Source organism: Paraburkholderia ferrariae NBRC 106233 (genome assembly GCF_000685035.1).
Classification (GTDB): Bacteria; Pseudomonadota; Gammaproteobacteria; order Burkholderiales; family Burkholderiaceae; genus Paraburkholderia; species Paraburkholderia ferrariae.
The window spans coordinates 236918-257191 of record NZ_BAYB01000013.1; the positions used below are offsets into that span (position 1 = coordinate 236918).

A 20274-nucleotide genomic window follows, 5' to 3' on the forward strand; every position below is an offset into this window, starting at 1 on the left:
TCCCATCATGCCACGCGTACACGTGCTTCCTCATGCCGAGTTGTGCCCCGAAGGACGCGTAATCGAGGTCAAACGCGGCGCATCGCTGTGCGACGGCCTGCTCGAATCGGGCATTGCCATCGAACATGCCTGCGAAATGGTGGCCGCCTGTGCGACCTGCCACGTCTACGTGCGCGCGGGCGGCGCTTCGCTGACCGCGCCCGATGATGAGGAGTGCGACCAGCTAGACCACGCGTGGGGCCTGGACGCGCAATCGCGCCTTGCGTGCTGCGTGAAGCTGCGCGATGCAGACCTGACCATCGCATTGCCGAAGCACACGCGCAACTTCGCGCGCGAGCGCTGACACCGCCATCCGGTCGAGAACGCCTGTTCACGCTGTCCGGAACAGCACATTCGCGACACGCGCAACCCCACAACACGCCCTTCATACGCGACATCCGCGTCGTCTAATCGCGGCCACAAGCCTGCGTCCAGCCGCAAAGCGCTGCTGGCACAACCCTTGCAAATCTCATGGCGACAACTTGAGAGACCACACACATGTCCGTCCCGATCATCAACGACACCACCCTGCGCGACGGCGAACAGACCGCCGGCGTCGCGTTCACGCGCGAGGAGAAATGCGCGATCGCGACGGCGCTATCGAAAGCCGGCGTCGCCGAACTCGAAATCGGCATTCCGGCCATGGGCGAAGACGAGATTGCCAGCATCCGCGCGATCGTCGACCTGAACCTCGATGCCGGTCTGATGGTCTGGGGACGCCTGACCGACGGCGATCTCGCCGCTGCGCTGCGCTGCAATCCCGACATCGTGCATCTGTCGATTCCGGTCTCGGACATCCATCTGCAATACAAGCTGCGTCAGCCGCGCAATTGGGTGTTCGGGCAGATCGCGCGCGTGATCGCCGCAGCGGCGAAAAGCGACCGCAAGATCTCGCTCGGGATGGAAGACGCGTCCCGCGCGGACCCCGCCTTCCTCGCCGACGTCGCACGTTGCGCGCAGCAGCACGGCGCGCAACGCGTGCGTTTCGCCGATACGCTCGGCGTACTCGATCCGTTCTCGACCTACGACGCCATCGCAAGACTGCGCGACGCCGTCGACATCGAGATCGAGATCCACGCACACGACGACCTCGGGCTCGCCACGGCCAACACGCTCGCCGCGCTGCGCGCGGGCGCGACCCACGCGAACACGACCGTCAACGGCCTCGGCGAGCGCGCCGGGAACGCCGCGCTCGAAGAGATCGTCATGGGCGCGCGGCATCTGCTGGGACGCGACACTGGCGTGGACACGACCGCGCTGCTCGGCATCTCGCGGCTCGTCGAAAGCGCGTCGGGCAGGACGGTCTCGTTCAATAAGAGCATCGTCGGCAGCGCCGTGTTTACACACGAGTCAGGCATTCACGCCGACGGCATCGCGAAGCATCCCGCGACCTACGAAAGCTTCGACCCGGCCGAACTCGGCCGGCAGCGTTCTGTCGTGCTCGGCAAGCATTCAGGATCCCAAAGCGTTCGACAAGCCTACGGCGCCCTCGGTGTACACGTAGCCGAGCGCATCCTGCCAATGCTGCTCGCGCGGATCCGCCAGTACGCCACGCAGTACAAACAGGCGCCAAGCACAAGCGACCTCTACCGTTTTCTGTCCGAAGCCAGCGAAACGTTCGGGGAGGTCTCGTGAGCGACTATCGCCGCTTCATGCCGGAACCTGCACCCACGGACACGGCCAGGTCGAACACCTCATGGTGGCCGCGGTTGCCTCGCGACGTGCACTGCGTCGCTCAGCGCGACCCGGCCGCCCGTAGCCGGTTCGAGGCGTGGACGATCTATCCCGGCGTGCACGCCATGGCGGCCTGCCGTATCGCCCATGCGTTGTGGTCGCGCGGCTGGCACTACGCGCCACGCCGGCTGTCGTGCGTCGCACGCATGTCCGGTGCCGGAAGGGGCGACCGTGGCCGGCATCCCGGGGCGCGTCGTGGCCCCTCGCGCAAGAGCGGCTCCTTACGGCTTCGACCTCAATCACCATCTGATTCCGGACCCGTCGGCAAGGCGCTCGCCTGCCTGCTGGAGCGCGTGGCGCATCTCGAACAGGCCGCGCAAGCGGGTCCCGCAGCGGTTGCTGCCCCGTGCCGCGTCGGCTGCGACGACCGCTGCACGCCAAGCGCGCATTTTTCATCACCGCCCGACATGTCCAGTGGGGAGTAACGACATGCAAGGATTCATCGAGCAACTGAAACGCCTCTCGTCGGCCGAGGACTTCCTGCACTTCTTCGGCATTCCGTTCGACGAGAAAGTGGTGAACGTCAGCCGTCTGCACATTCTCAAGCGCTTCTTCCAGTACATCCGGCAACAGGAAGCGATGCCGCAGAACAACGAAACAGCCATGTTCAAGGTCTATCACGGTCTGCTGCTGAAGGCGTACAGCGACTTCGTCTCGTCCACGCCCGCCGACGAGAAGGTGTTCAAGGTGTTCCAGGACGTGGACGGCCGCCAGCATGTCTCTCTCGACAACCTGCGCGCGTCGTTGCCGACGCGCGACGCCGCCTGACCTGGAGCGCCATCATGCACATCGTCGTCTGCATCAAGCAGGTTCCGGATTCCGCGCAGATCCGGGTTCATCCCGTCACCAACACCATCATGCGCCAGGGCGTGCCGGCGATCGTCAACCCCTACGACCTGTTCTCGCTCGAAGAGGCACTGCGGCTGAAGGACCGCTTCGGCGGCAAGGTCACGATGCTCTGCATGGGACCGCCGCAAGCCGAGGACGCGCTGCGCAAATGCATCGGCTATGGCGCGGACGACGCCGTGCTCGTCACCGACCGCGCATTCGCGGGCGCCGACACGCTCGCTACCTCGTATGCGCTCGCCGCCGCGATCCGCCAGATCGGGAAGGAACAGGCGGTGGATGTCGTGTTCACCGGCAAGCAGACCATCGACGGCGATACGGCCCAGGTCGGCCCCGGCATCGCCAAACGCATGGGGCTGCAGCTACTCACCTACGTGTCGAAAATCGTCGAGACCGACCTCGATGCCCGCACGATCGTCGTCGAGCGCCGCGCGGAAGGCGGCGTACAGGTGCTGAAAACCGCGCTGCCCTGTCTCGTGACGATGCTGGAGAACACCAACGAGCTGCGCTTCGCGACACTGCCCGCGATGATCCATGCCGCCGGTTTTCCCGTGCGCAAATGGAACCGCGAACAGGCGGGCATCGAGGACGTCAGCAAGATCGGACTGAAAGGCTCGCCGACCGTGGTCAGCAAGGTCTTCGGACCGACGCCGCGCAGCGAAAAGGCGGAGATGCTGGAACTGGACATTTCGAGCCTGCGCGATGTGTCGCTGAACCTGTTGCAGAAGATATTCACCCGCCATCCGACACTGGAGGCGGACTTGCTGATGAAGGGGACCTCATGAACTCGCCTGCCGCCGCCGACGCCAAGCCGGCCGCGCCCGCCAAACGAGCGGGCGGCCGCAATCTCGAACTGCCCGAACACCTCAAGGTCTACAAGGGCGTCTGGGTCTTTCTGGAACATGACCGCGGCCATGTGCACAGCGTCTCGTGGGAACTGCTCGGTGAAGCGCGCAAGCTCGCCGACAAGCTGGGCAGCGACGTCGCCGTGGTGGCGCTCGGCGGCCCGGACGAGCCGCTCGAACAGTTCGCCGCCGAGGCCTTCGGCTTCGGCGCGGACAAGGCCTATCTGATCCACGATCCGGTGCTGCTCGGCTATCGCAACGAGCCTTTCACGAAAGGACTCACCGACCTCGTCAACCAGTACCAGCCCGAGATCCTGCTGCTCGGCGCGACCTCGATGGGCCGCGATCTCGCCGGTTCGGTCGCCACGACGCTCGCGACCGGCCTCACCGCCGACTGCACGGAACTCAACATCGACCCGGTTTCGCGCGCGCTCGCCGCGACGAGGCCGACCTTCGGCGGCTCGCTGCTATGCACGATCATGACGCTTGCGTACCGCCCGCAGATGGCGACCGTGCGCCCGCGCGTGATGGCGATGCCGCACGCGCAGAGCGGCCGCAGCGGAGCAATCGTGCAGGCAACGCTCGGCATGGCGGAGTCCGGCATCGTGACGAAGTTGCTCGATTTCATCGCCGACGCAAACAGCAACCGCATCAACCTGCCCTACGCCGATGTGATCGTCAGCGGCGGCAAAGGGCTCAAGAACCCGGAGAACTTCCGGCTCGTCTTCGAACTGGCGCGCGTGCTGGGCGGCGAAGTCGGCGCGACGCGCCCCTGTGTGCAGGCCGGTTGGGTCGAGGCCGATCGCCAGGTCGGACAGACCGGCAAGACCGTGCGGCCGAAGCTCTATATCGCAGCCGGAATTTCCGGCGCGATCCAGCATCGCGTCGGCATGGAAAGTTCGGACGTGATCGTCGCGATCAACACCGACCCGAACGCACCGATCTTCGACTTTGCGCACTATGGCATCGTCGGCAATGCCCTGCAGGTGCTCCCGGCGCTGACGCAGGCGTTCGCGGACCACCTGGCGCTGCGCGGCAAGGCAGCCGCGTGAGGAGAACACGATGAAAAAACCCTCGCAATTCGATGCGATCGTCGTCGGCGCCGGACCGTCCGGCAACGCAGCGGCGTACGTGATGGCCAAGGCCGGACTGAAAGTGCTGCAGATCGAGCGCGGCGAATATCCGGGCAGCAAGAACGTCCAGGGGGCGATCCTGTACGCCAGGTCGCTCGAGGAGATCATCCCCGACTTTCGCGACGACGCGCCGCTCGAGCGCCATATCATCGAGCAGCGCATGTGGATGCTCGACGACACGTCGTTCGTCGGCACGCACGTGCGCAGCGACGATTACAACCAGCCGCCGTACAACCGCTACACGATCATCCGCGCGCAGTTCGACAAGTGGTTTTCGTCGAAAGTGCGCGAAGCCGGTGCGCTGCTGATCTGCGAAACCACCGTCAATCACCTGATCATGGACGGCGACCAGGTCGTCGGGGTGCAGTGCGACCGCGAACAAGGCGATGTCTACGCGGACGTCGTCATCCTCGCGGACGGCGTGAATTCGACGCTCGCGCGCAAGGCCGGTTTTCACGGCGAAATCGAGGCGCGCAACGTTGCCCTGGCGGTCAAGGAAATTCTCTTCATGCCTGAGGAGACAATCCGCCAGCGCTTCAACATCGGCGAAGAGGAAGGCGTGGTGATCGAAATGATCGGCCGCATCACGGACGGCATGATGGGCACCGGCTTCCTGTACACGAACAAGGAGTCGCTGACCATCGGCGTGGGCTGCATGCTCAGCGACTTCAAGAGGAATCCGAACCAAACGAGTCCGTATGTACTGCTCGAACAGATGAAACGGCACCCGTCGATCGCACCGCTGATCGCCGGAGGGGAAATGAAGGAATACTGCGCGCACCTGATACCCGAGGGCGGATTCAATGCCATTCCGCGCGTGTACGGCAATGGCTGGATGATCGTCGGCGACTCGGGCGGCTTCGTCAATGCCGCGCACCGCGAAGGATCGAATCTCGCCATGACGACGGGACGCCTCGCCGCCGAAACCGTCATCGCCGCCAGGGTGAGCGGCCGCGGCTACCGGGCGAACGCGCTCTCGGCGTACAAGGCCGCGCTCGATAACAGCTTCGTGATGAAGGATCTGCACAAGTACCGCGACATGCCGGGCATCCTGCACGACAATCCGCAGTTTTTCACGACGTATCCGGACCTCGTCGCGAATGCCGCCCGCACGATGATCACCGTCGACGGCGTCGACAAGACCAGCAAGAAGCGCGAGGTGATGGCAAGTTTCCGCAAGCACCGCTCGCTCGGCGGGCTCGTTGGCGACGCCTACAAACTTTGGAGGGCCTTCCGATGAACACCGTCACTGTCAACGTCGAAGAAAAGCTGTTCCAGAACCGCTACCGCGTCGACGCGGGACGACCGCATATCCGCATCAAGAATACGGATATCTGCACGAACGACTGCGGCTCGAAGAGCTGCACGTTCGTGTGCCCTGCATCGTGCTACAAGGCCGAGGGCAATGGCGAGGTCACGCTGATCACCGATGGCTGCCTGGAGTGCGGCAGTTGCCGCATTCTTTGCACGGACCACAACAACATCGAATGGGAGTACCCGCGCGGCGGGCACGGCATCCTGTTCAAGTTCGGTTAGGAGAGCACAGCGATGAGCAAACCTCAACGGCATGTTTTCGTGTGTACCCAGAATCGCCCGCCTCAGCACCCGCGCGGCTCGTGCGCGGGCGGCAAGGGATCGACCGCCCTCCTTCAGGCGCTCTGGGCCGAACAGCAAAAGCGCAACGCGTATGACACGGTGGCGATCACCTACTCGGGATGCCTCGGTCCGTGCGACCATGGCGCGAATGTGCTCGTCTATCCGGAAGCCGTGCTGTATCGAGGTGTGACGGCCGCCGACGCCGAGGAGATTTTCGCCTCGCATCTCGAACGCGGCGAGCCCGTGGCGCGACTCGTTGCACCGGAGACAGTGTGGTGAACCTCTTCACCGGTATCGAGTCCACCGAACTGTTCGGCGGCGAGGTGCCGCCCGCCGCGCGTCGGCTGATCGACGTAGCGCGCGGCGCCGCTCACGACGAAGGGGGTGCCGCGCTGTGGACCACGGTGCTTGCATTCCCGCAATGCCTGCCGCCGTATTACCTGCTGTACAAATTCCACGCTAGCCGAGGCGAGCTGGAACCGGCCGAAGAGGTAGCGTGCAAGGCGCTCGCCGTGGCCGCGCAGCAGGCGTCGCTCGCGCGGGACTGGCGCACGGTGCAGCCCGACGACGCCGACTTCTCAAAACCGGGACCGGCCCGCTTCTGGTTATTCACACTGAAGGCGCTGGCGTTCATCAACGTGCGCCGCGGCGAACATGCTGCCGCAGCAGCGCTTGTCGGCAAGCTGCGCGCGCTCGACCCGGAAGACAGGCTCGGCTTTGGCGTAGTCGAGGCGCTACTTGAGCATTCCCGATCCCGGTAACGATATGCGGGCTCAATCATGTTAGGGGGCGGCCAACCGATGACGCCAACGGCAGACAAACCGGGAAAGGTCGGCGTTGCCGCCGTTGATCGAGCACTGAGCGTGCTTTCGGCACTCGCCGATGGCAAAGGCAACCTGTCGTTAAGTGAACTCGCTGAAGGTACCGGTCTTTATAAAAGTACCCTGCTGCGTCTGCTCACCTCGCTGACTCATGCCCGGCTCGTCGCCCGTCAACCAGACGGGTGTTACGTCCTTGGACCAACCGTGGCGAAACTTCACGCGGCCTATATGCGGTCTTTCTCCTGCTCGGATTGGACCGTCGCTGCATTGCATGAATTGGTCAAGACGACACGGGAGAGCGCCGCGTTCTTCGTGCAACGTGGTGAGTTCCAACTCTGCCTCTATCGTGTTGCCTCTCCCCACCCCGTCAGGGACACGATCGAAACAGGCAGGTTGCTACCATCGGGAATAGGTGCCGCAGGTCGCGTATTGGACGCCTACGCGCACATCGGTGACGAAGCCTCGGGACAGCGGATCCGCCAGGCACAGGTTCTTCTGCTCAAGGGCGATCGCGACGCCGAATTGGCGGAGATCGCGGCACCGGTCTTCGGCGCACTCGGCGACGTGCTGGGTGCGATCGCATTGATCATTCCGTCCGAACGCGTGCAGAGCGCATGGACAGTGAGGGTTCGGGAGGCGGCAGAGGCATTGAGCCTGCAAATGGGCGGCGGGTTTCCCGATCAAAGCACCGATCATGGTTCAGTTGGCGTAACCGCGGGTTAGGGTCGGCGAACGGCGGCAGCCGACTGCGCGGGGCAACCGTAGGCCAACGCGCCATTGCTGCGTGAGCAACCTGACCCGCATGGCCCGAATAATGACGGCGGTGCCGCAAGGAGCCATGCGATGAGCCGCGCTGGTACGGCTCTCGCGAAGCGAGCTATCCGCCGCTCGGCTCGACAGCCGGGCAAGCGGGACAATCCGTCGGCAATTCGGCAACCAGCCGCATGCAAAATCCGTTTAACCGATACCCTGGTCATCAAAACGGAGCGCTTTTCAACAGCCTGCTAGACCGTGTTAGGCACTTTGTCTGCTGATAGACCAGCTCCCACGGCAGGAACTCATGTGGCAGAAGACGCCACGGTGCGCCCGCTCTCACGATCCAGCGCAACGCGTTGAACATCTCACGCAATTCGTATCGGCGCTGCGACGCGTCTTCGTTCACCAAGACCAGGTATGGAGCGGCAAAGCTCAATTCCTCGTCCGAAACGTCCGTGGGGTAGGCTTGCGTGCTGGCATTCCGCCAGGTCTACCAGGTGCGAAGAAAAGTGCCTAACACGGTCTCTAGCTTCGTGATCTAATGTACTTCCCAGGCAGCGGTGCGGCCAGAAACCGTCACGCCCCGCTCCATACGTGGCCAATGGCGGCCGGATTGAGACCCCCTGCGAAAACGGCGGAACTGCCATCGGCAACCTGACGTGTGCGCGCCAGCTCTCGACCCTGCAGTATTAGAAGTAGAAGTTCACGCCCGCTGAAATAAACCAGTCACCCAAATCGGATGCGTTCGATTTTGCGCCGTGCCACTGATAGCGCGTGTCCATGCGAAAATCGATATTTTTCGTGATGTTCGTGGTAAAACCAAGTCCTCCGCGCAACATCAGGCGTTCATAGCTGCCATTGCGGTGAGTTGGTAAGGATCCCTCATAAACATAGCCCAACCCCAGTGTCGCAAAGGGAGAAAATAGAGGGTTTCGTTGAAAGAAATAGAGGGAATCGATGCCGATATCCGCCTGATTGTCGTGCGCCCCAAACATCGAGTATTGACCACCTAACTCGATGTTCCAGTTGTCGGTCAAGACTTTGCCGAGAGCAACTCCGCCCGCCGTACCTACACGATCTTCACGATGGGGACTGTTGATAACAGTACTTACCGTTGGAGTCACATACCAGTTTGAGGCGACCGTTTGAGCAGATGCTGCGGTGGCGATCGTACTGAATGCAATCGTAGCGAATACAACGTTAGTTGTTTTCATAAGTTAAGTTTAGGGAAACACCAATCAATGAACTCATCGTCGACTAGTCCGACGGATTCGGCTCGCAATTTCTAAAACGGGAAGGCCTTCGAGCAGACTGTGGGCACCTTCGCGACCGACTTCCTGTTTTTTTGCACTCCAGGCGGACTGCTCCCATGGCATGACGCACAGCGCGCCTGCGCACGATCACCAGATTCGCCAGCGGGAACAGGGTGAACAGTTGTACCGTGTTCCTGGCCCACCCCGGTAGCGCATCTTGCGACGTGGACCTATCCGTGAGCTCGATACTTGATACTCAACCGTCAACTCAGCATGATTCCTGCATCTGCTAGCCACTACTGTCCTGCAGACTAACCACAGCCTTGCGGGCGGCCTGAATTGCCGCCCGCCCCTTTCCGCTCCCGAAGTCAACCGTGTTACGCCACGGCTGCAGTGCGCTGCGAAAGATCACCGCAATGTATTGCAACCCTCACAAGAAGGTGGGTTCCCCAAGCCGTCTGGTCAGTGCTGTGATTTGTTCCGTCGAAATCCCGAATAGCCCATTCCATTTCGCGTCGATTCGTGAAAAACACGCTCCAATCGGACAGCATGAGTTTACGCAAGCTCGCTGACCAACGAACTTGTTCGGTCAGTTAACGTCAGCACTTGTCTGAAATTGGCGAGTATGGAAATGGAAGCCCTATCGTGAAACAGCATCAGAGATGGGAGCGGGCTCACTGACATTTCAGGCTACGACCTTGCTCAGGACGACCTGGAGGATCAGGCGTCGCCCGCTACGGTGGACTCATCTGGCTGCACTTCGATGCCCTGGCAGCCACGCAGGATGGTACCGGTGCAAAAGTTACGGTCATCCGACCATAAATTGCACGCGCCGAAATTTTCCGTCACCGGCGCCATCGTCAACAGTGCAGCCTGGATAACAGACTCCTGGTGCAGGCACGGTGATTCTGCGGGAAGACTGTGCAGCGCACTTGCCCGGCAACCAATTCCAACAAATCCTGACGGAAGAAGCTTCCGGCCAGTTGCCAACCCTATACTTCATGGATCGGCGAACTGACTCGTCTAAACACCAGCAGGACATATCATCGGAACCCGGACATATCCGCAGCCTCATTCATTCCATGCAGTTGCCGCAGTCCTGTGATCCTCCCCTTTGACTTAAAGACATGGCCACTTCTTTGAGCAACGCCAGCATCGTCGATTTCGTCAGCGTAACCGTGGCGCTCGCGTGGTCTGGTTGGCTGGTTCGGCGCGACCGTTTTAGCGGCTTCTTTGCATTGATCGCCACGTATTACACTTTTCTGATCCTGGTGTTCCATCTGGGCGGCACCTTCATGCATCAGGAGGGTTTCACCGGCAAGATCTATCAGATCGACGAGACGACGTTTCTGCACGTCAGCCTGTACGCCGCCACATTCAATCTGATTTTCTTCACGATGCTGTCGATAGGCAGCACACCGTTCGAACTGAGGCGGCAGGACATCGGCATGGATGCGGGTCTCATCCGCAATCTCTACTTCGGAGTGTTCGTGCTCGGCGCGGTCGTCTACTTCTTCGAGTCTGGCTCGATCGATTATGCGGGCTATGTGTCCTATCGCGGCGTCGCGTACGGTTGGGTGTTGATGATCGTCGGCACGTCGACGCTCGTGATGGCGTATCTGATGCGCAGTTACGCTTTCATGGCTGTCGTCATGCTGATCTACACCTACTTCTGCCTGAAGACCGGCGTACGCTCGTTCCTGCTGATGCCGATGATGCCGCTCGTACTCCTGCTGCTCGCCAATTCGGATCGCAACCTCGGCAAGAAGCTGGCGATCTACGGCAGCGCCATGCTCGCGGTGGCCCTTGCGCTGCTACTGCTGCGTCCGGCCAGCGAGACCGCGCTGCCCGAGATGTTCCTCACGCACGGACTGCATGTGGTGTTCTACAAGTATACGGGCGCGTCGGATCTGTCGACCGCTACGCCAATCGCGGGTTTCCTGACCGGGGCCTTCAACTACTTCCTGAAGATCGATCCAGACTCGTTCGATCCCGCGATCCAGTTCGCTCAGGACTTCTACGGATTCATCACGCCGGACGGCTTCTATCACATGCCCTTCACATGGTATGCGGATTCGTTCGCGGCTCATGGTTACGCCGGTGTAATCTACGGCGCGATCTGGGCCTTGCTGATCCGCGCGCTGAAATGGCTCACATCGCGCGATCCGCTCACGCTCGCCGCGTTCCTTCCGCAAGCATGCTGGATTGCCTTCTTCGTGATTCGCGGAGCCGCCGCCAACGCAACCAACTCCGTGACCACGCCAATGTGGTTGTCGGTCGCCCTGTTCGTCTTTCTGAGGCTTGCCTCCCTCGCTCCTGTGCGGGGGAGCATTCGCTGACCAGGTAGCCCATGCCCGCTGAACACCACGCGCTTCACAAGCTGAAGTCCATTCAGGTGCTGCGCGCGGTTGCCGCGCTGCTCGTCGTCGTTTTCCACGCGAGCGCGAACATCGTCAGGCACGGATGGACGATTCCGGTTGCGCAACTGATCGCGAGTTACGGCGAGATCGGCGTCGACATCTTCTTCGTCGTGTCCGGCTTCGTCATGTCGGTCACGACCAGCAACATGCCGCGATCGGCGCAGGCCGCGCGCGCCTTCATCGTTTCCCGCCTCACGCGCATCATTCCACTCTATTGGGCCACAACCAGTTTTTTCGTCGCGCTGCTGATCGTTGCACCGCGCGTGTTCGGTGCGGCAACATTCAGCCTCTCGCATGCGATCGCATCCTATGCGTTCGTACCGTGGCGCAATCCGCTCGGCGAGCCCGCGCCAGTGCTCAACGTCGGCTGGACGCTCAACTACGAGATGTGGTTCTACCTGGTGTATGCAGCGGCGATCTGGATCGCCCGGCGGCGCGTCGCGATGATCAGCGCGTTCTTTTGCGCGACGTCGCTGCTCGGGCTCATCGGCGTCACGAATGTCGTGCTGCGGACCTATACGAGCCCTATCGTGCTCGAGTTCGTGTTCGGCGTCATCATCGGCACGCTGTACGCGCGGCGTGTGCGCGTTTCCGTATCCGCCGCATTCGTGATGCTTGCCGTTGCCCTTGCGGCGCTGTGGGTACTCGGCCCGAGGATGGAAGACGCAAACCGGTTCGTCTCGTTCGGCATGCCGGCCGCGCTCGTGGTTACCGCCGCCGTCGCGCTGGAGGAACGCATCCGCTGGCCGGCATGGCTGAATCAGGTAGGCAATGCGTCCTACTCGCTGTATCTAACCCACGTCTTTACCGTGCCGGTCGCGGTGAAGATGCTGGATATGCTCGACACGCATCGCCGGCTGCCGGGCAGCGTCATATGCGCCGTGAGCGTGCTGCTATCAGTATGCGTCGCCCTCCTTTGCTATCACGGCATCGAGAAGCCTCTCGGACGTACATTCAGAACGTTCTCGCCATCGCGCGGCAGCCGCGCGTTGTCAGCAGATTGAACTCATCGGGTTTCAGTTCAGGACGATGGATTTTCTCTACCTGACTATCGCCTTCTGCTCGTGCAGCGCCACGATTCCGGGTTGCCACGCGTTCAGCTCATCAGTCTCGCACTGTTGATTCCGTGCCGTTCGGTTTGTGCGGCCAAGTGGCCTGGTGCAATTTGCGTAGACAAAAAAAAGCCAGCTCATCCAGGCCGGCGGAAAAAGTTCTGGCAACTCCGAGGGCCAAGCCAGAACTCGTCAATTAAATTATCCCGTGCTACTCATTCAGTTGCTGTGATGCGCATCACAGGAAAGACGCGAAAGATCCGGGCGACACGTTCTTCACTTCGCTAAAGTTGCCCACGCGAACTTCGTCGGGCCAGATTGCATTGATGGATGCGCGCCAGTTCCGCCAGTTACAGATTGCTGTTCATGCCAGGCGTTTCCCACTCATGGTCAGATAGGACTCGCCTTGCACGTCACGTCCTTCAGCGCGCCGAGCCGTCCCGCGAGTCGCTCGGTCGGCGAGACGATGATGCCAGTGTTGATCTCGGCGATCTGCTGCTGCCTGGGCGTCGCATCCTTCTGCATCGACGATGCGCACCATCCGGCCATAACCAGTCGGATCGTCAGGTGTGACGGTCAGCACGCCATAACCGTCGGGGCCGTGCGTTCAGTCAACCGCGTGAGCGGCACCATGTCCAACCACGACCACACGCCGCATGGGCGCAAACGTCCGGCCGGCCAGAGGATGGAGTCCTGGGGGCAACGCGGAACGCATCTACTCGCCCGTGCCCGCCGTCGGAATCACGTTGTTCGTCCTGCAGGATGCCAATATGCGATCATTCGACGGTGACGGATTTGGCGAGATTGCGCGGCTTGTCGACATCGGTACCACGGGCACACGCAGTGTGATATGCGAGCAGTTGCAACGGCACCACGTGCAGAATCGGCGACAACGCTCCGTAGTGCTCAGGCATGCGGATCACATGTAGTCCTTCGTCATTGACGATGTGCGCATCCGCATCCGCGAACACGTACAGTTGACCGCCACGCGCCCGCACTTCCTGGATATTCGACTTCAATTTTTCGAGCAGCGTGTCGTTCGGTGCGACCGTCACCACTGGCATCGCCTCCGTGACCAGCGCGAGCGGCCCATGCTTCAGCTCACCCGCCGGATACGCCTCGGCGTGAATGTACGAGATCTCCTTCAGCTTCAGCGCCCCTTCCAGCGCGATCGGGTAATGCAGCCCGCGCCCAAGGAACAGCGCATGCTCCTTGCGCGAAAATTCCTCCGCCCACGCGATGATCTGCGGCTCCAGCACCAGTACGCTATTGAGCGCCGCCGGCAGGTGCCGCAGCTGACGGATGTAATCCGCTTCCTGTGCCGCGCTCATACGGCCGCGCAGCTTGCCTAGCGTCACCGCCAGCGTGAACAGCCCCACCAACTGCGTCGTGAACGCCTTCGTCGACGCCACCCCGATCTCCGTGCCCGCATGCGTGAGGAACGACAGCGCCGTCTGCCGCACAATCGCGCTCGTCGCCACATTGCACACCGCCAGCGTATGTACATGACCCAGCGATTGCGCGTGCTTCAGCGCTGCGAGCGTATCGGCCGTCTCGCCCGACTGCGAGATCACCACGACCAGCGCCTTCGAATCCGGCACCGACTCGCGATAACGGTACTCGCTGGCAATCTCGACCTGCGTCGGAATCTTCGCGACCGATTCGAGCCAGTACTTCGCCGTGAGCGCCGAGTAATAGCTCGTGCCGCATGCGAGGACCAGCAGGCTTTCGATATCCGCGAACACCCTGCCCGCATCTGCGCCGAACAGCGACGCATCGAAGCGATCGATCTGCGAGATCGTATCGGTGATCGCGCGCGGCTGCTCGAAGATCTCCTTCTGCATGAAGTGACGATACGGCCCAAGTTCCACCGCGCCGCCGTACACCGCGACATGACGGATCTCGCGCGTCACGAACGCGCCCGAACGGTCCACGATGCGCACCCCGCCGAGCGTCAGCTCACACACGTCTCCTTCCTCGAGGAAGATGAAGTGTTCGGTGCTGCCCGCGAGCGCCAGCGCATCCGAGGCCAGAAAGTTCTCCCCCTCGCCCAGCCCTGCGACCAGCGGCGAGCCCTGCCGCGCGCCAACCACCGTGTCGGGCTGGTCCTTGTGCAGCACCGCGATCGCATACGCGCCGTGCAACTGCGTGACCGCCTCGCGCACCGCCGCGAACAGGTCACCGCGATAGACGCTATGAATCAGGTGCACAATTACCTCGGTGTCGGTCTGCGAGACGAACGTATAGCCGCTGCCACGCAACATCTCGCGCAGCGGTTCGTAGTTCTCGATGATGCCGTTGTGCACGATCGCCAACGCGTCGCGGGAAAAGATCGGGTGTGCGTTGTCGGTGACGGGCGCGCCGTGCGTGGCCCAGCGTGTATGCGCAATGCCGGTCACGCCTTCGAGGCGGATCTCGCGCACCTGCGCATCCAGATCGGCAACACGCGCCACGCTGCGCGCGCGGTGCGGCTCGCCACCCGCGAGTACCGCCACACCGCACGAGTCGTAACCACGATATTCGAGCCGCCGCAATCCTTCGATTAGAACGGGGACAATGTTACGTTGCGCAATTGCGCCGACAATGCCGCACATGAGTTGCCAATCCTCCAGAGTCTGAATCAGTGAGACGGTGTAACGGCTCATCGGCAACGCTATCGGTCATTCGCGTCGACTTCAGGTACCACGGCAGGCCCGTGTCTTGACGTTAGCCATCAGGTGCCGGAGCACGAAATGATCGACATCAGAAAGCGCAACTGGAATGTTGCCCAAGTAGCTCGCGAGACCGCCGGCCTGGCCGGGCGCATTCAGCGCGGGCCTGGAAGCATGCGCGTGCGCAGCGAATACGGAGAGCATTGCGATTGGGTTCGCCCTAAATGAATGGACGGGTGCATGCACGCTTCAATGCTCTCCTGGCTGCGGCGCTGCCAGTGTAGGTGCGGGTTCCCGACGTCCGATGCGATGTGTCGGAAATAATCGATAAACGTCAGAACAGCTTGCTTTCGCCGTGCACGCGATAGCAGAAAAACACGGCTTCTTCTGGTGTCATCTTCATTCTGTAGCAAACCTGAATGTTCGAGACCATCGCGTCGTCGATCATATAAGGCCACTTTACGAACCCCAGCTTCAGCGCGCCTTCGAACCACGCATCGGTCCACCGCTGGATCTGCTCTATCTCCTCGTCGGACAGCACGTCGTGCAGTGTTGATGTCGTGAACGACGAAGAGATCAGTCCGTCCCGTTCCCGTTTGATGCTTGCAGCAGGTTTTGTTTTCATTTTTTAAACCTTGATTGATGTCGCAACGAAACTCCTTGCGAAAATCGTACGGCGCCGCTTTGCCGCGCGCAGTGGCACCAGTCACAATCCAGGCGCGACGCGAATCATCGTTTGTTACGCCGAGATCGTGCCCCATTCAGCGAAGACAGGCGGTTGCAGATACACCCGTCCGCTCGCTGCGCGGGAAACGGCCGTATCGAGCGTGCAAAACTCATCGTCGATTGCGACGATCTGCACGGTGTCCGGACATCCCTCGATACGCACGTAGCAACCCACGGCGGGAACCGCGCCGCGCTCAATGCGCAGCAACCGCGAGCCTGCTTCCACGTGGCCGGTTACGAAGCCTGTTTCGCCGAGTGAACCACTTTCGATGCAGACCCAGCCAATACCCGTTCTGGGTGCAGGGCGGGCGCGCCAGATCAACTGGCCCGCGGCAAAATTGCCGCTTTGCGGCAGCGTGTCCGCCACCATCCGCTCGCCTGCTTCCCGCCACGACCCGACTGCCGAGCCCGCTGTCGCAGCTGCGACAGCGATAAAGAAGCGTTGATGAGCACTATCGAACAGCACCTGGCCGCTGCGTTGCGGCTCGAGCCGCCCTTGCGGCGGCAACGGCGAAATCAGCGTGGCGTCGTGACCCTGCACGATGCCCGCCAGACGCACATGGTTCGTGGCGGTGTCATCATCGACCGCGCGCACATCGACCCGATCCGCCTGCCCTGTGACAATAAAGAATTCATTGTGGAACAGCGTCGCGTGCGTCGCGTTAGCGAGGTGCGTGAAACGCCAGAAGCGCGGCGTGTTCCACACGTAGTTCTGTGACGCGCGATAGTCCTGCACCGGCGCGCGCGCATCGATGATGGACGTGCGTGGAAAGAACACGTTGTCCTCCAGCGCCATGCCACGCAGCGTGCGCGTACCGTCGACCACGATGCAGGCGGCGGCCGCATCCGTGTCGCCGCGCGCAAACGATTCGTCGGTACAACCGACGATCCGTACGCTTCCGACGATGTCCGTGAAGCGGAAGGTGGCCTGCGCATGGCCGCGCGCAACCACATAGCAATGCTCGATTGCGATCTGCTGCACCGTCGAATCGATCGTCGAACCCGGGTCCTGTTCGAACCAGATCGCCGCGCCGTTTGGCGACGTGTGATAAACGTTCAGATTGCTAATCGTCGTCACGGTCAGCGGACGAACATGTGCATCGGTGGCGCGGAATTTCGATGCAAGACCGAGCGAGTTGCGCGTCGTGAAGTAAAGCGTGGCCGCGCCCGCGTCGTTGCGGAAATCCCCTTGCCGGAAGCTCCACACTTCACCCGCGTAGTTATAGACCGCCGCGCTCGTATAGCGGCCGTAGCAGCGCACATTCTCCAGCGAGTGGCCGTAGCTTTCGATCGATCCGGCGATACGCGATGCGAAAATCGCGCAGCACGGCGGATCGGACGGCAAGCCGGCGAAAGTCAGGTTGCGCAGCACGAGCCCCGACGTGCCCGAGATGTCGAGCCCTTGAGAAGTGCTGCCGCACACGATGAAGTTCGCATGGTTTGGCGCTGGCTGATGCGTCGCGTTCGTCCCTTCGAGGATGAGGCCGACGTAATAGAGCCGCGTCAGGTCCAGATCGGTGATCACATGGTCCGCGCCGATCATGACGCGCCGGCACCGCGCGCGCGCCGCATAGGCTAGACAGCGCTGGATGGCCTGCGTGTCATCGGTGACGCCATCGCCAACCGCGCCGAAGTCGTACACCGATACACTGTCACGCCTCGCGGAATCCAGCTTCGCAGTCTGCGCGCTCGCGGAGATGGCCGACGCGCCGGCCGCGAGAGAACCTGCGAGGAAACGGCGGCGAACAAGTCCCATGTGATGTCCCTCAGAAGTGGAAATCGTGCGGCATCGCCTACATGCCGAGGCTCTTGATATCCGCGAGGCCGCCGGCGAACGGCAGCATCTGCGACACGACACGGGAGAAACGCGTGATGCTCGCCGTATCGACGTAAATGATGTCGCGCGGCGCCAGCACCACCTGATCGGCCAGCGCGAGCGCAACCGGCGACGAGCAATCCAGATGGAACACGGTCGTCATATTCGGGCCGCTCGCCCGCACGAGGTAGAGCTGCCGCGCATTCGACGTCAGCGGATTCAGGCCGCCCGCGTCGTTGAGCGCTTCGGCGAGCGTGTACGGGCCGTCCGTAGGCATCGGAATGGAAGCGGGTTTGGAAATTTCGCCCATCACGAACACTTTCTTGATACGCCGGTTCGGAATGTCGACGATGTCTCCATTGACGAGCCGGATGTTGTTGCGCATGTCGCCGAGATACAGCAAGCGATAAAGATCGACCGAAATCTGCTTCTTGCCGCGCGTGAGCGTTGCGCCCGACAGGTCGGCATCGGGCGTGATGCCGCCCGCAAGACCGACCGCATCCGCAATCGTCATCGGCACATCGGTGATCGGCACGACTTCGGGCTGCTTCACTTCGCCCGTCACGTATACTTTCTGGCTGCGGAAATTCACCACGCTAACATCGAGCTGAGGCGAGCGCACATAGCGCGAAATGCCTGCCGTCAGCGCCGCGCGAATCTCCGGTACCGTCTTGCCCGCAACGTGCAACGCGCCAATGTATGGGTAATAGATCGTGCCGTCCGCCTGCACGACGCGGCCCAGCGCGTCACCGCCGTTGGACGATGCCACCGCCTGCGCGGCGAGCGTCTGTGCGCTGCCTAGCTGGCTTGTACTATTTGATTGCGCACCGATACCGGGATTGTTCAACTCCGGGTGATCCCACACGATCACATGCAGCACGTCGCCCACGCCGATCCTGTATTGATAGCCGCCTGGCTGCACCAGGTTCTCGGCCAATTCGTCCGCTGCCGGACGCACCGCCACGGAAGCCGTCGCGTTTACACCCGCCACCGTCAGTGGCAGCAGCATGTAGTGCTGGCCGTTCACGTCGACCCTGCCGCTGTCCTGCGTCTGATTCTGCGCGGCAGGATTGGCGTCGAAATGCATGCCAGGCGCCGCGGCGCAGCCGGAAAGAACAATGCAGATCGAAGAAGCAAAGGTGACAGCGATATATCTCATGAAAGCGAAGATCCTTCGGGTGAATAGGGCGAGCCCCGCAGCGAGGCTGCGTCAGCGGAGGTGCGGCGTCTTGCAGGACGTCGTGATGCTGGCGAAACCGGTGGAAATCACGAGGGTCGCTCCTCGTGCTGCGCAGATGCGGTCTCACGCAGATGGAGGCGCAAAAAAGCGAGGTGAATCAGCGTATGCACCACATAGGCGAGCACGAGTCCCTGTGCAAGCCCCAAGGCGCCGGTACGCGGCACCTGATACCACGCAAAGCTCAGATAGATCCCACCCCACAATACATTGACAAGCAGTCCGAACCACAGGCGATTGGTCGCCGTCATGATCTGCCCGATCGCCGCATTCAGTCCGTTTGCCGCCGCGGCAAACGCAAGCCATCGCAACAGCGGCGCGGCACCGTGGTATGCGGGGCCGTATAACCACATCATCCAGCCGGCCATCAGCCACACCGCCAGCGACGATGCGCACGCGATGAGCGCATTCGCGAGAATGCTGTGGCGCGTCAGCATCGCGAAGCCGCGTCCGTCCCCAGAGGCACGCAACCGCGACAACGCGGGCAGCACCGTGCCGGCGATCACCGTCGGAATGAACGTCAGGCCCACGTACCACTGGTAAGCCGCGTTGTACTGCCCGATCTGCGCAAAACCCGCCGGGGTGCGCGCAAGCAGCGACAGCGCAAGCCAGTTCACCGGCGCCATCGTGAGCGCGCTCAATACAATCGGCGTGCTGACGGCGAGAAAGCGCCGCGCCTCCGGCCCCCGCCACGTCGCATGCCACGCATCACGCCAGCCGATGCCGGCGCACGCCACCCACGCGCCATAGCATGCCCACGCACCCGTCACGGCGAGCAGCGCTTCCAGGGCTCCCGTCACACCACCCAGCCACGCGGATAGCGGCACCGTGCAGGCGAGCGAGATCGCACCGGCACTCGAAATCCACGCGTTGGTGCGAAAACGTTCGAGCCCATATAGCGTGCCCTGAACCACGCCCTGGACAACCGCAGGCAAGATGGCCAATGCGCCGAGTTCGAGCGCGCCGACAAGCGTCTCATTCTCATCACGGAAATGCTCCCTTGCAAACGACGGCGCTGCGATCGCGAAAAGGCCACCGGCAAGCACTGCGTACAAGAGCGCCGCAAGCATCACGATGAGCACGCCGCAGTCACGACGCGGCGCCCTCGTGCCATAAAAGTCGCCGAGATACTTGCTGGCCGCCACGCCCAGGCCGCTCGTCGACAGACTCGCGATCGAAGTCACCGTGGCGAGCACCAGCACGTACTCGCCGTAGCGCGCAGGTCCGAGCACGCGCGCGAGCAGCACCGCGGAGACGAGGGCCGCGGCGCGCCCGGCCAGCGCACCGGCGACGCTCCAGCCGGCCACACGGCCAAACCTCGCGAGCGGCATGCTGCGCGTCATGACGCC

The 20274-nt window shown here is 62.1% G+C and carries 19 protein-coding genes and 3 pseudogenes; 13 read left to right on the forward strand and 9 right to left on the reverse strand.

Translation table 11 applies throughout. The annotated features are described in order from the left end of the window. Window positions 1-7: 7 nt before the first annotated feature. The 10 genes from BFE01S_RS16370 to BFE01S_RS16415 all read left to right on the forward strand — a co-directional run bounded on the left by BFE01S_RS16370 (window position 8) and on the right by BFE01S_RS16415 (window position 7737). Window positions 8-343: a 2Fe-2S iron-sulfur cluster-binding protein gene (locus BFE01S_RS16370; RefSeq protein ID WP_028226452.1), complete on the forward strand. Its 336-nt coding sequence runs from the start codon at window positions 8-10 to the stop codon at window positions 341-343. A gap of 194 nt (window positions 344-537) precedes the next feature. After that, the gene (gene nifV / locus BFE01S_RS16375) at window positions 538-1674 is read left to right on the forward strand and encodes a homocitrate synthase (RefSeq protein ID WP_028226453.1); all 1137 of its coding nucleotides are present in this window, start codon (window positions 538-540) and stop codon (window positions 1672-1674) included. Window positions 1675-2202: 528 nt separating this feature from the next. Then, a complete protein-coding gene (gene nifW / locus BFE01S_RS16380) occupies window positions 2203-2541 on the forward strand; it encodes a nitrogenase stabilizing/protective protein NifW (RefSeq protein ID WP_028226454.1) in 339 nt (112 codons plus the stop codon). A 14-nt stretch (window positions 2542-2555) separates the two neighbouring features. Next, a complete protein-coding gene (locus BFE01S_RS16385) occupies window positions 2556-3404 on the forward strand; it encodes an electron transfer flavoprotein subunit beta/FixA family protein (protein ID WP_028226455.1) in 849 nt (282 codons plus the stop codon). After that, window positions 3401-4516: an electron transfer flavoprotein subunit alpha/FixB family protein gene (locus BFE01S_RS16390; protein WP_028226456.1), complete on the forward strand. Its 1116-nt coding sequence runs from the start codon at window positions 3401-3403 to the stop codon at window positions 4514-4516. The genes BFE01S_RS16385 and BFE01S_RS16390 overlap by 4 nt, the downstream gene beginning before the upstream one ends. A gap of 10 nt (window positions 4517-4526) precedes the next feature. Then, on the forward strand, window positions 4527-5837 hold the full coding sequence (locus BFE01S_RS16395) for an FAD-dependent monooxygenase (protein WP_028226457.1): 1311 nt from the start codon (window positions 4527-4529) through the stop codon (window positions 5835-5837). Continuing rightward, on the forward strand, window positions 5834-6133 hold the full coding sequence (locus tag BFE01S_RS16400) for a ferredoxin family protein (RefSeq protein WP_028226458.1): 300 nt from the start codon (window positions 5834-5836) through the stop codon (window positions 6131-6133). The genes BFE01S_RS16395 and BFE01S_RS16400 overlap by 4 nt, the downstream gene beginning before the upstream one ends. A gap of 12 nt (window positions 6134-6145) precedes the next feature. Beyond that, a complete protein-coding gene (locus BFE01S_RS16405) occupies window positions 6146-6472 on the forward strand; it encodes a (2Fe-2S) ferredoxin domain-containing protein (protein ID WP_028226459.1) in 327 nt (108 codons plus the stop codon). Then, a complete protein-coding gene (locus BFE01S_RS16410) occupies window positions 6469-6954 on the forward strand; it encodes a hypothetical protein (RefSeq protein ID WP_028226460.1) in 486 nt (161 codons plus the stop codon). Before BFE01S_RS16405 ends, BFE01S_RS16410 begins: the two co-directional genes overlap by 4 nt. Before the next feature lie 39 nt (window positions 6955-6993). Then, window positions 6994-7737, forward strand: a complete 744-nt coding sequence (locus BFE01S_RS16415) for an IclR family transcriptional regulator (protein WP_028226461.1) — start codon at window positions 6994-6996, stop codon at window positions 7735-7737. A 298-nt stretch (window positions 7738-8035) separates the two neighbouring features. On the opposite strand, the pseudogene BFE01S_RS43115 reads toward BFE01S_RS16415, so the two are convergent. The 3 genes and pseudogenes from BFE01S_RS43115 to BFE01S_RS46565 all read right to left on the reverse strand — a co-directional run. Then, a pseudogene (locus tag BFE01S_RS43115) lies at window positions 8036-8206 on the reverse strand (transposase); the annotation flags it as partial. A gap of 253 nt (window positions 8207-8459) precedes the next feature. Continuing rightward, window positions 8460-8984, reverse strand: a complete 525-nt coding sequence (locus tag BFE01S_RS43120; RefSeq protein WP_084169949.1) for an outer membrane beta-barrel protein — start codon at window positions 8982-8984, stop codon at window positions 8460-8462. Window positions 8985-9127: 143 nt separating this feature from the next. Continuing rightward, window positions 9128-9245 (reverse strand): annotated as a pseudogene (locus tag BFE01S_RS46565) (IS5/IS1182 family transposase); the annotation flags it as partial. A 905-nt stretch (window positions 9246-10150) separates the two neighbouring features. Here BFE01S_RS46565 and BFE01S_RS16425 point away from each other — a divergent pair. Together BFE01S_RS16425 and BFE01S_RS38890 are read left to right on the forward strand one after the other, a co-directional pair. Further along, the gene (locus BFE01S_RS16425) at window positions 10151-11362 is read left to right on the forward strand and encodes a hypothetical protein (protein WP_156967036.1); all 1212 of its coding nucleotides are present in this window, start codon (window positions 10151-10153) and stop codon (window positions 11360-11362) included. Between the two features lie 11 nt (window positions 11363-11373). Next, window positions 11374-12447, forward strand: a complete 1074-nt coding sequence (locus BFE01S_RS38890; RefSeq protein WP_042337760.1) for an acyltransferase family protein — start codon at window positions 11374-11376, stop codon at window positions 12445-12447. 401 nt (window positions 12448-12848) lie between these two features. On the opposite strand, the pseudogene glmU reads toward BFE01S_RS38890, so the two are convergent. Together glmU and glmS are read right to left on the reverse strand one after the other, a co-directional pair. Next, window positions 12849-13210: pseudogene (gene glmU, locus BFE01S_RS45850) on the reverse strand (bifunctional UDP-N-acetylglucosamine diphosphorylase/glucosamine-1-phosphate N-acetyltransferase GlmU); the annotation flags it as partial. Between the two features lie 61 nt (window positions 13211-13271). Further along, window positions 13272-15089: a glutamine--fructose-6-phosphate transaminase (isomerizing) gene (gene glmS, locus BFE01S_RS16440; protein WP_028226463.1), complete on the reverse strand. Its 1818-nt coding sequence runs from the start codon at window positions 15087-15089 to the stop codon at window positions 13272-13274. A gap of 138 nt (window positions 15090-15227) precedes the next feature. Between glmS and BFE01S_RS44350 the strand changes: the two genes are divergently transcribed. Next, the gene (locus BFE01S_RS44350) at window positions 15228-15374 is read left to right on the forward strand and encodes a hypothetical protein (RefSeq protein WP_156967037.1); all 147 of its coding nucleotides are present in this window, start codon (window positions 15228-15230) and stop codon (window positions 15372-15374) included. Window positions 15375-15480: 106 nt separating this feature from the next. Here the strand turns inward: BFE01S_RS44350 and BFE01S_RS38900 are convergent, their stop codons facing one another. The 4 genes from BFE01S_RS38900 to BFE01S_RS16460 form a co-directional block, all read right to left on the reverse strand. Then, window positions 15481-15771, reverse strand: coding sequence for a hypothetical protein (locus tag BFE01S_RS38900; RefSeq protein ID WP_042337761.1), 291 nt, complete (start codon window positions 15769-15771; stop codon window positions 15481-15483). A 114-nt stretch (window positions 15772-15885) separates the two neighbouring features. Continuing rightward, entirely contained in the window at window positions 15886-17628 is a 1743-nt protein-coding gene (locus BFE01S_RS16450; protein ID WP_028226464.1) for a hypothetical protein, read from the reverse strand. A 37-nt stretch (window positions 17629-17665) separates the two neighbouring features. Continuing rightward, on the reverse strand, window positions 17666-18847 hold the full coding sequence (locus BFE01S_RS38905; protein ID WP_042337762.1) for a polysaccharide biosynthesis/export family protein: 1182 nt from the start codon (window positions 18845-18847) through the stop codon (window positions 17666-17668). Between the two features lie 107 nt (window positions 18848-18954). Further along, the gene (locus tag BFE01S_RS16460; RefSeq protein ID WP_028226465.1) at window positions 18955-20268 is read right to left on the reverse strand and encodes an oligosaccharide flippase family protein; all 1314 of its coding nucleotides are present in this window, start codon (window positions 20266-20268) and stop codon (window positions 18955-18957) included. Window positions 20269-20274 lie beyond the last annotated feature (6 nt).

Excerpts from the sequence above, each read along its gene's own strand:
- BFE01S_RS16370 (WP_028226452.1), top strand. The coding sequence starts at position 8 with ATGCCACGCGTACACGTGCTTCCTCATGCCGAGTTGTGCCCCGAAGGA.
- nifV (WP_028226453.1), top strand. The coding sequence starts at position 538 with ATGTCCGTCCCGATCATCAACGACACCACCCTGCGCGACGGCGAACAG.
- nifW (WP_028226454.1), top strand. The coding sequence starts at position 2,203 with ATGCAAGGATTCATCGAGCAACTGAAACGCCTCTCGTCGGCCGAGGAC.
- BFE01S_RS16385 (WP_028226455.1), top strand. The coding sequence starts at position 2,556 with ATGCACATCGTCGTCTGCATCAAGCAGGTTCCGGATTCCGCGCAGATC.
- BFE01S_RS16390 (WP_028226456.1), top strand. The coding sequence starts at position 3,401 with ATGAACTCGCCTGCCGCCGCCGACGCCAAGCCGGCCGCGCCCGCCAAA.
- BFE01S_RS16395 (WP_028226457.1), top strand. The coding sequence starts at position 4,527 with ATGAAAAAACCCTCGCAATTCGATGCGATCGTCGTCGGCGCCGGACCG.
- BFE01S_RS16400 (WP_028226458.1), top strand. The coding sequence starts at position 5,834 with ATGAACACCGTCACTGTCAACGTCGAAGAAAAGCTGTTCCAGAACCGC.
- BFE01S_RS16405 (WP_028226459.1), top strand. The coding sequence starts at position 6,146 with ATGAGCAAACCTCAACGGCATGTTTTCGTGTGTACCCAGAATCGCCCG.
- BFE01S_RS16415 (WP_028226461.1), top strand. The coding sequence starts at position 6,994 with ATGACGCCAACGGCAGACAAACCGGGAAAGGTCGGCGTTGCCGCCGTT.
- BFE01S_RS43120 (WP_084169949.1), bottom strand. The coding sequence starts at position 8,984 with ATGAAAACAACTAACGTTGTATTCGCTACGATTGCATTCAGTACGATC.
- BFE01S_RS16425 (WP_156967036.1), top strand. The coding sequence starts at position 10,151 with ATGGCCACTTCTTTGAGCAACGCCAGCATCGTCGATTTCGTCAGCGTA.
- BFE01S_RS38890 (WP_042337760.1), top strand. The coding sequence starts at position 11,374 with ATGCCCGCTGAACACCACGCGCTTCACAAGCTGAAGTCCATTCAGGTG.
- glmS (WP_028226463.1), bottom strand. The coding sequence starts at position 15,089 with ATGTGCGGCATTGTCGGCGCAATTGCGCAACGTAACATTGTCCCCGTT.
- BFE01S_RS44350 (WP_156967037.1), top strand. The coding sequence starts at position 15,228 with ATGATCGACATCAGAAAGCGCAACTGGAATGTTGCCCAAGTAGCTCGC.
- BFE01S_RS38900 (WP_042337761.1), bottom strand. The coding sequence starts at position 15,771 with ATGAAAACAAAACCTGCTGCAAGCATCAAACGGGAACGGGACGGACTG.
- BFE01S_RS16450 (WP_028226464.1), bottom strand. The coding sequence starts at position 17,628 with ATGGGACTTGTTCGCCGCCGTTTCCTCGCAGGTTCTCTCGCGGCCGGC.
- BFE01S_RS38905 (WP_042337762.1), bottom strand. The coding sequence starts at position 18,847 with ATGAGATATATCGCTGTCACCTTTGCTTCTTCGATCTGCATTGTTCTT.
- BFE01S_RS16460 (WP_028226465.1), bottom strand. The coding sequence starts at position 20,268 with ATGACGCGCAGCATGCCGCTCGCGAGGTTTGGCCGTGTGGCCGGCTGG.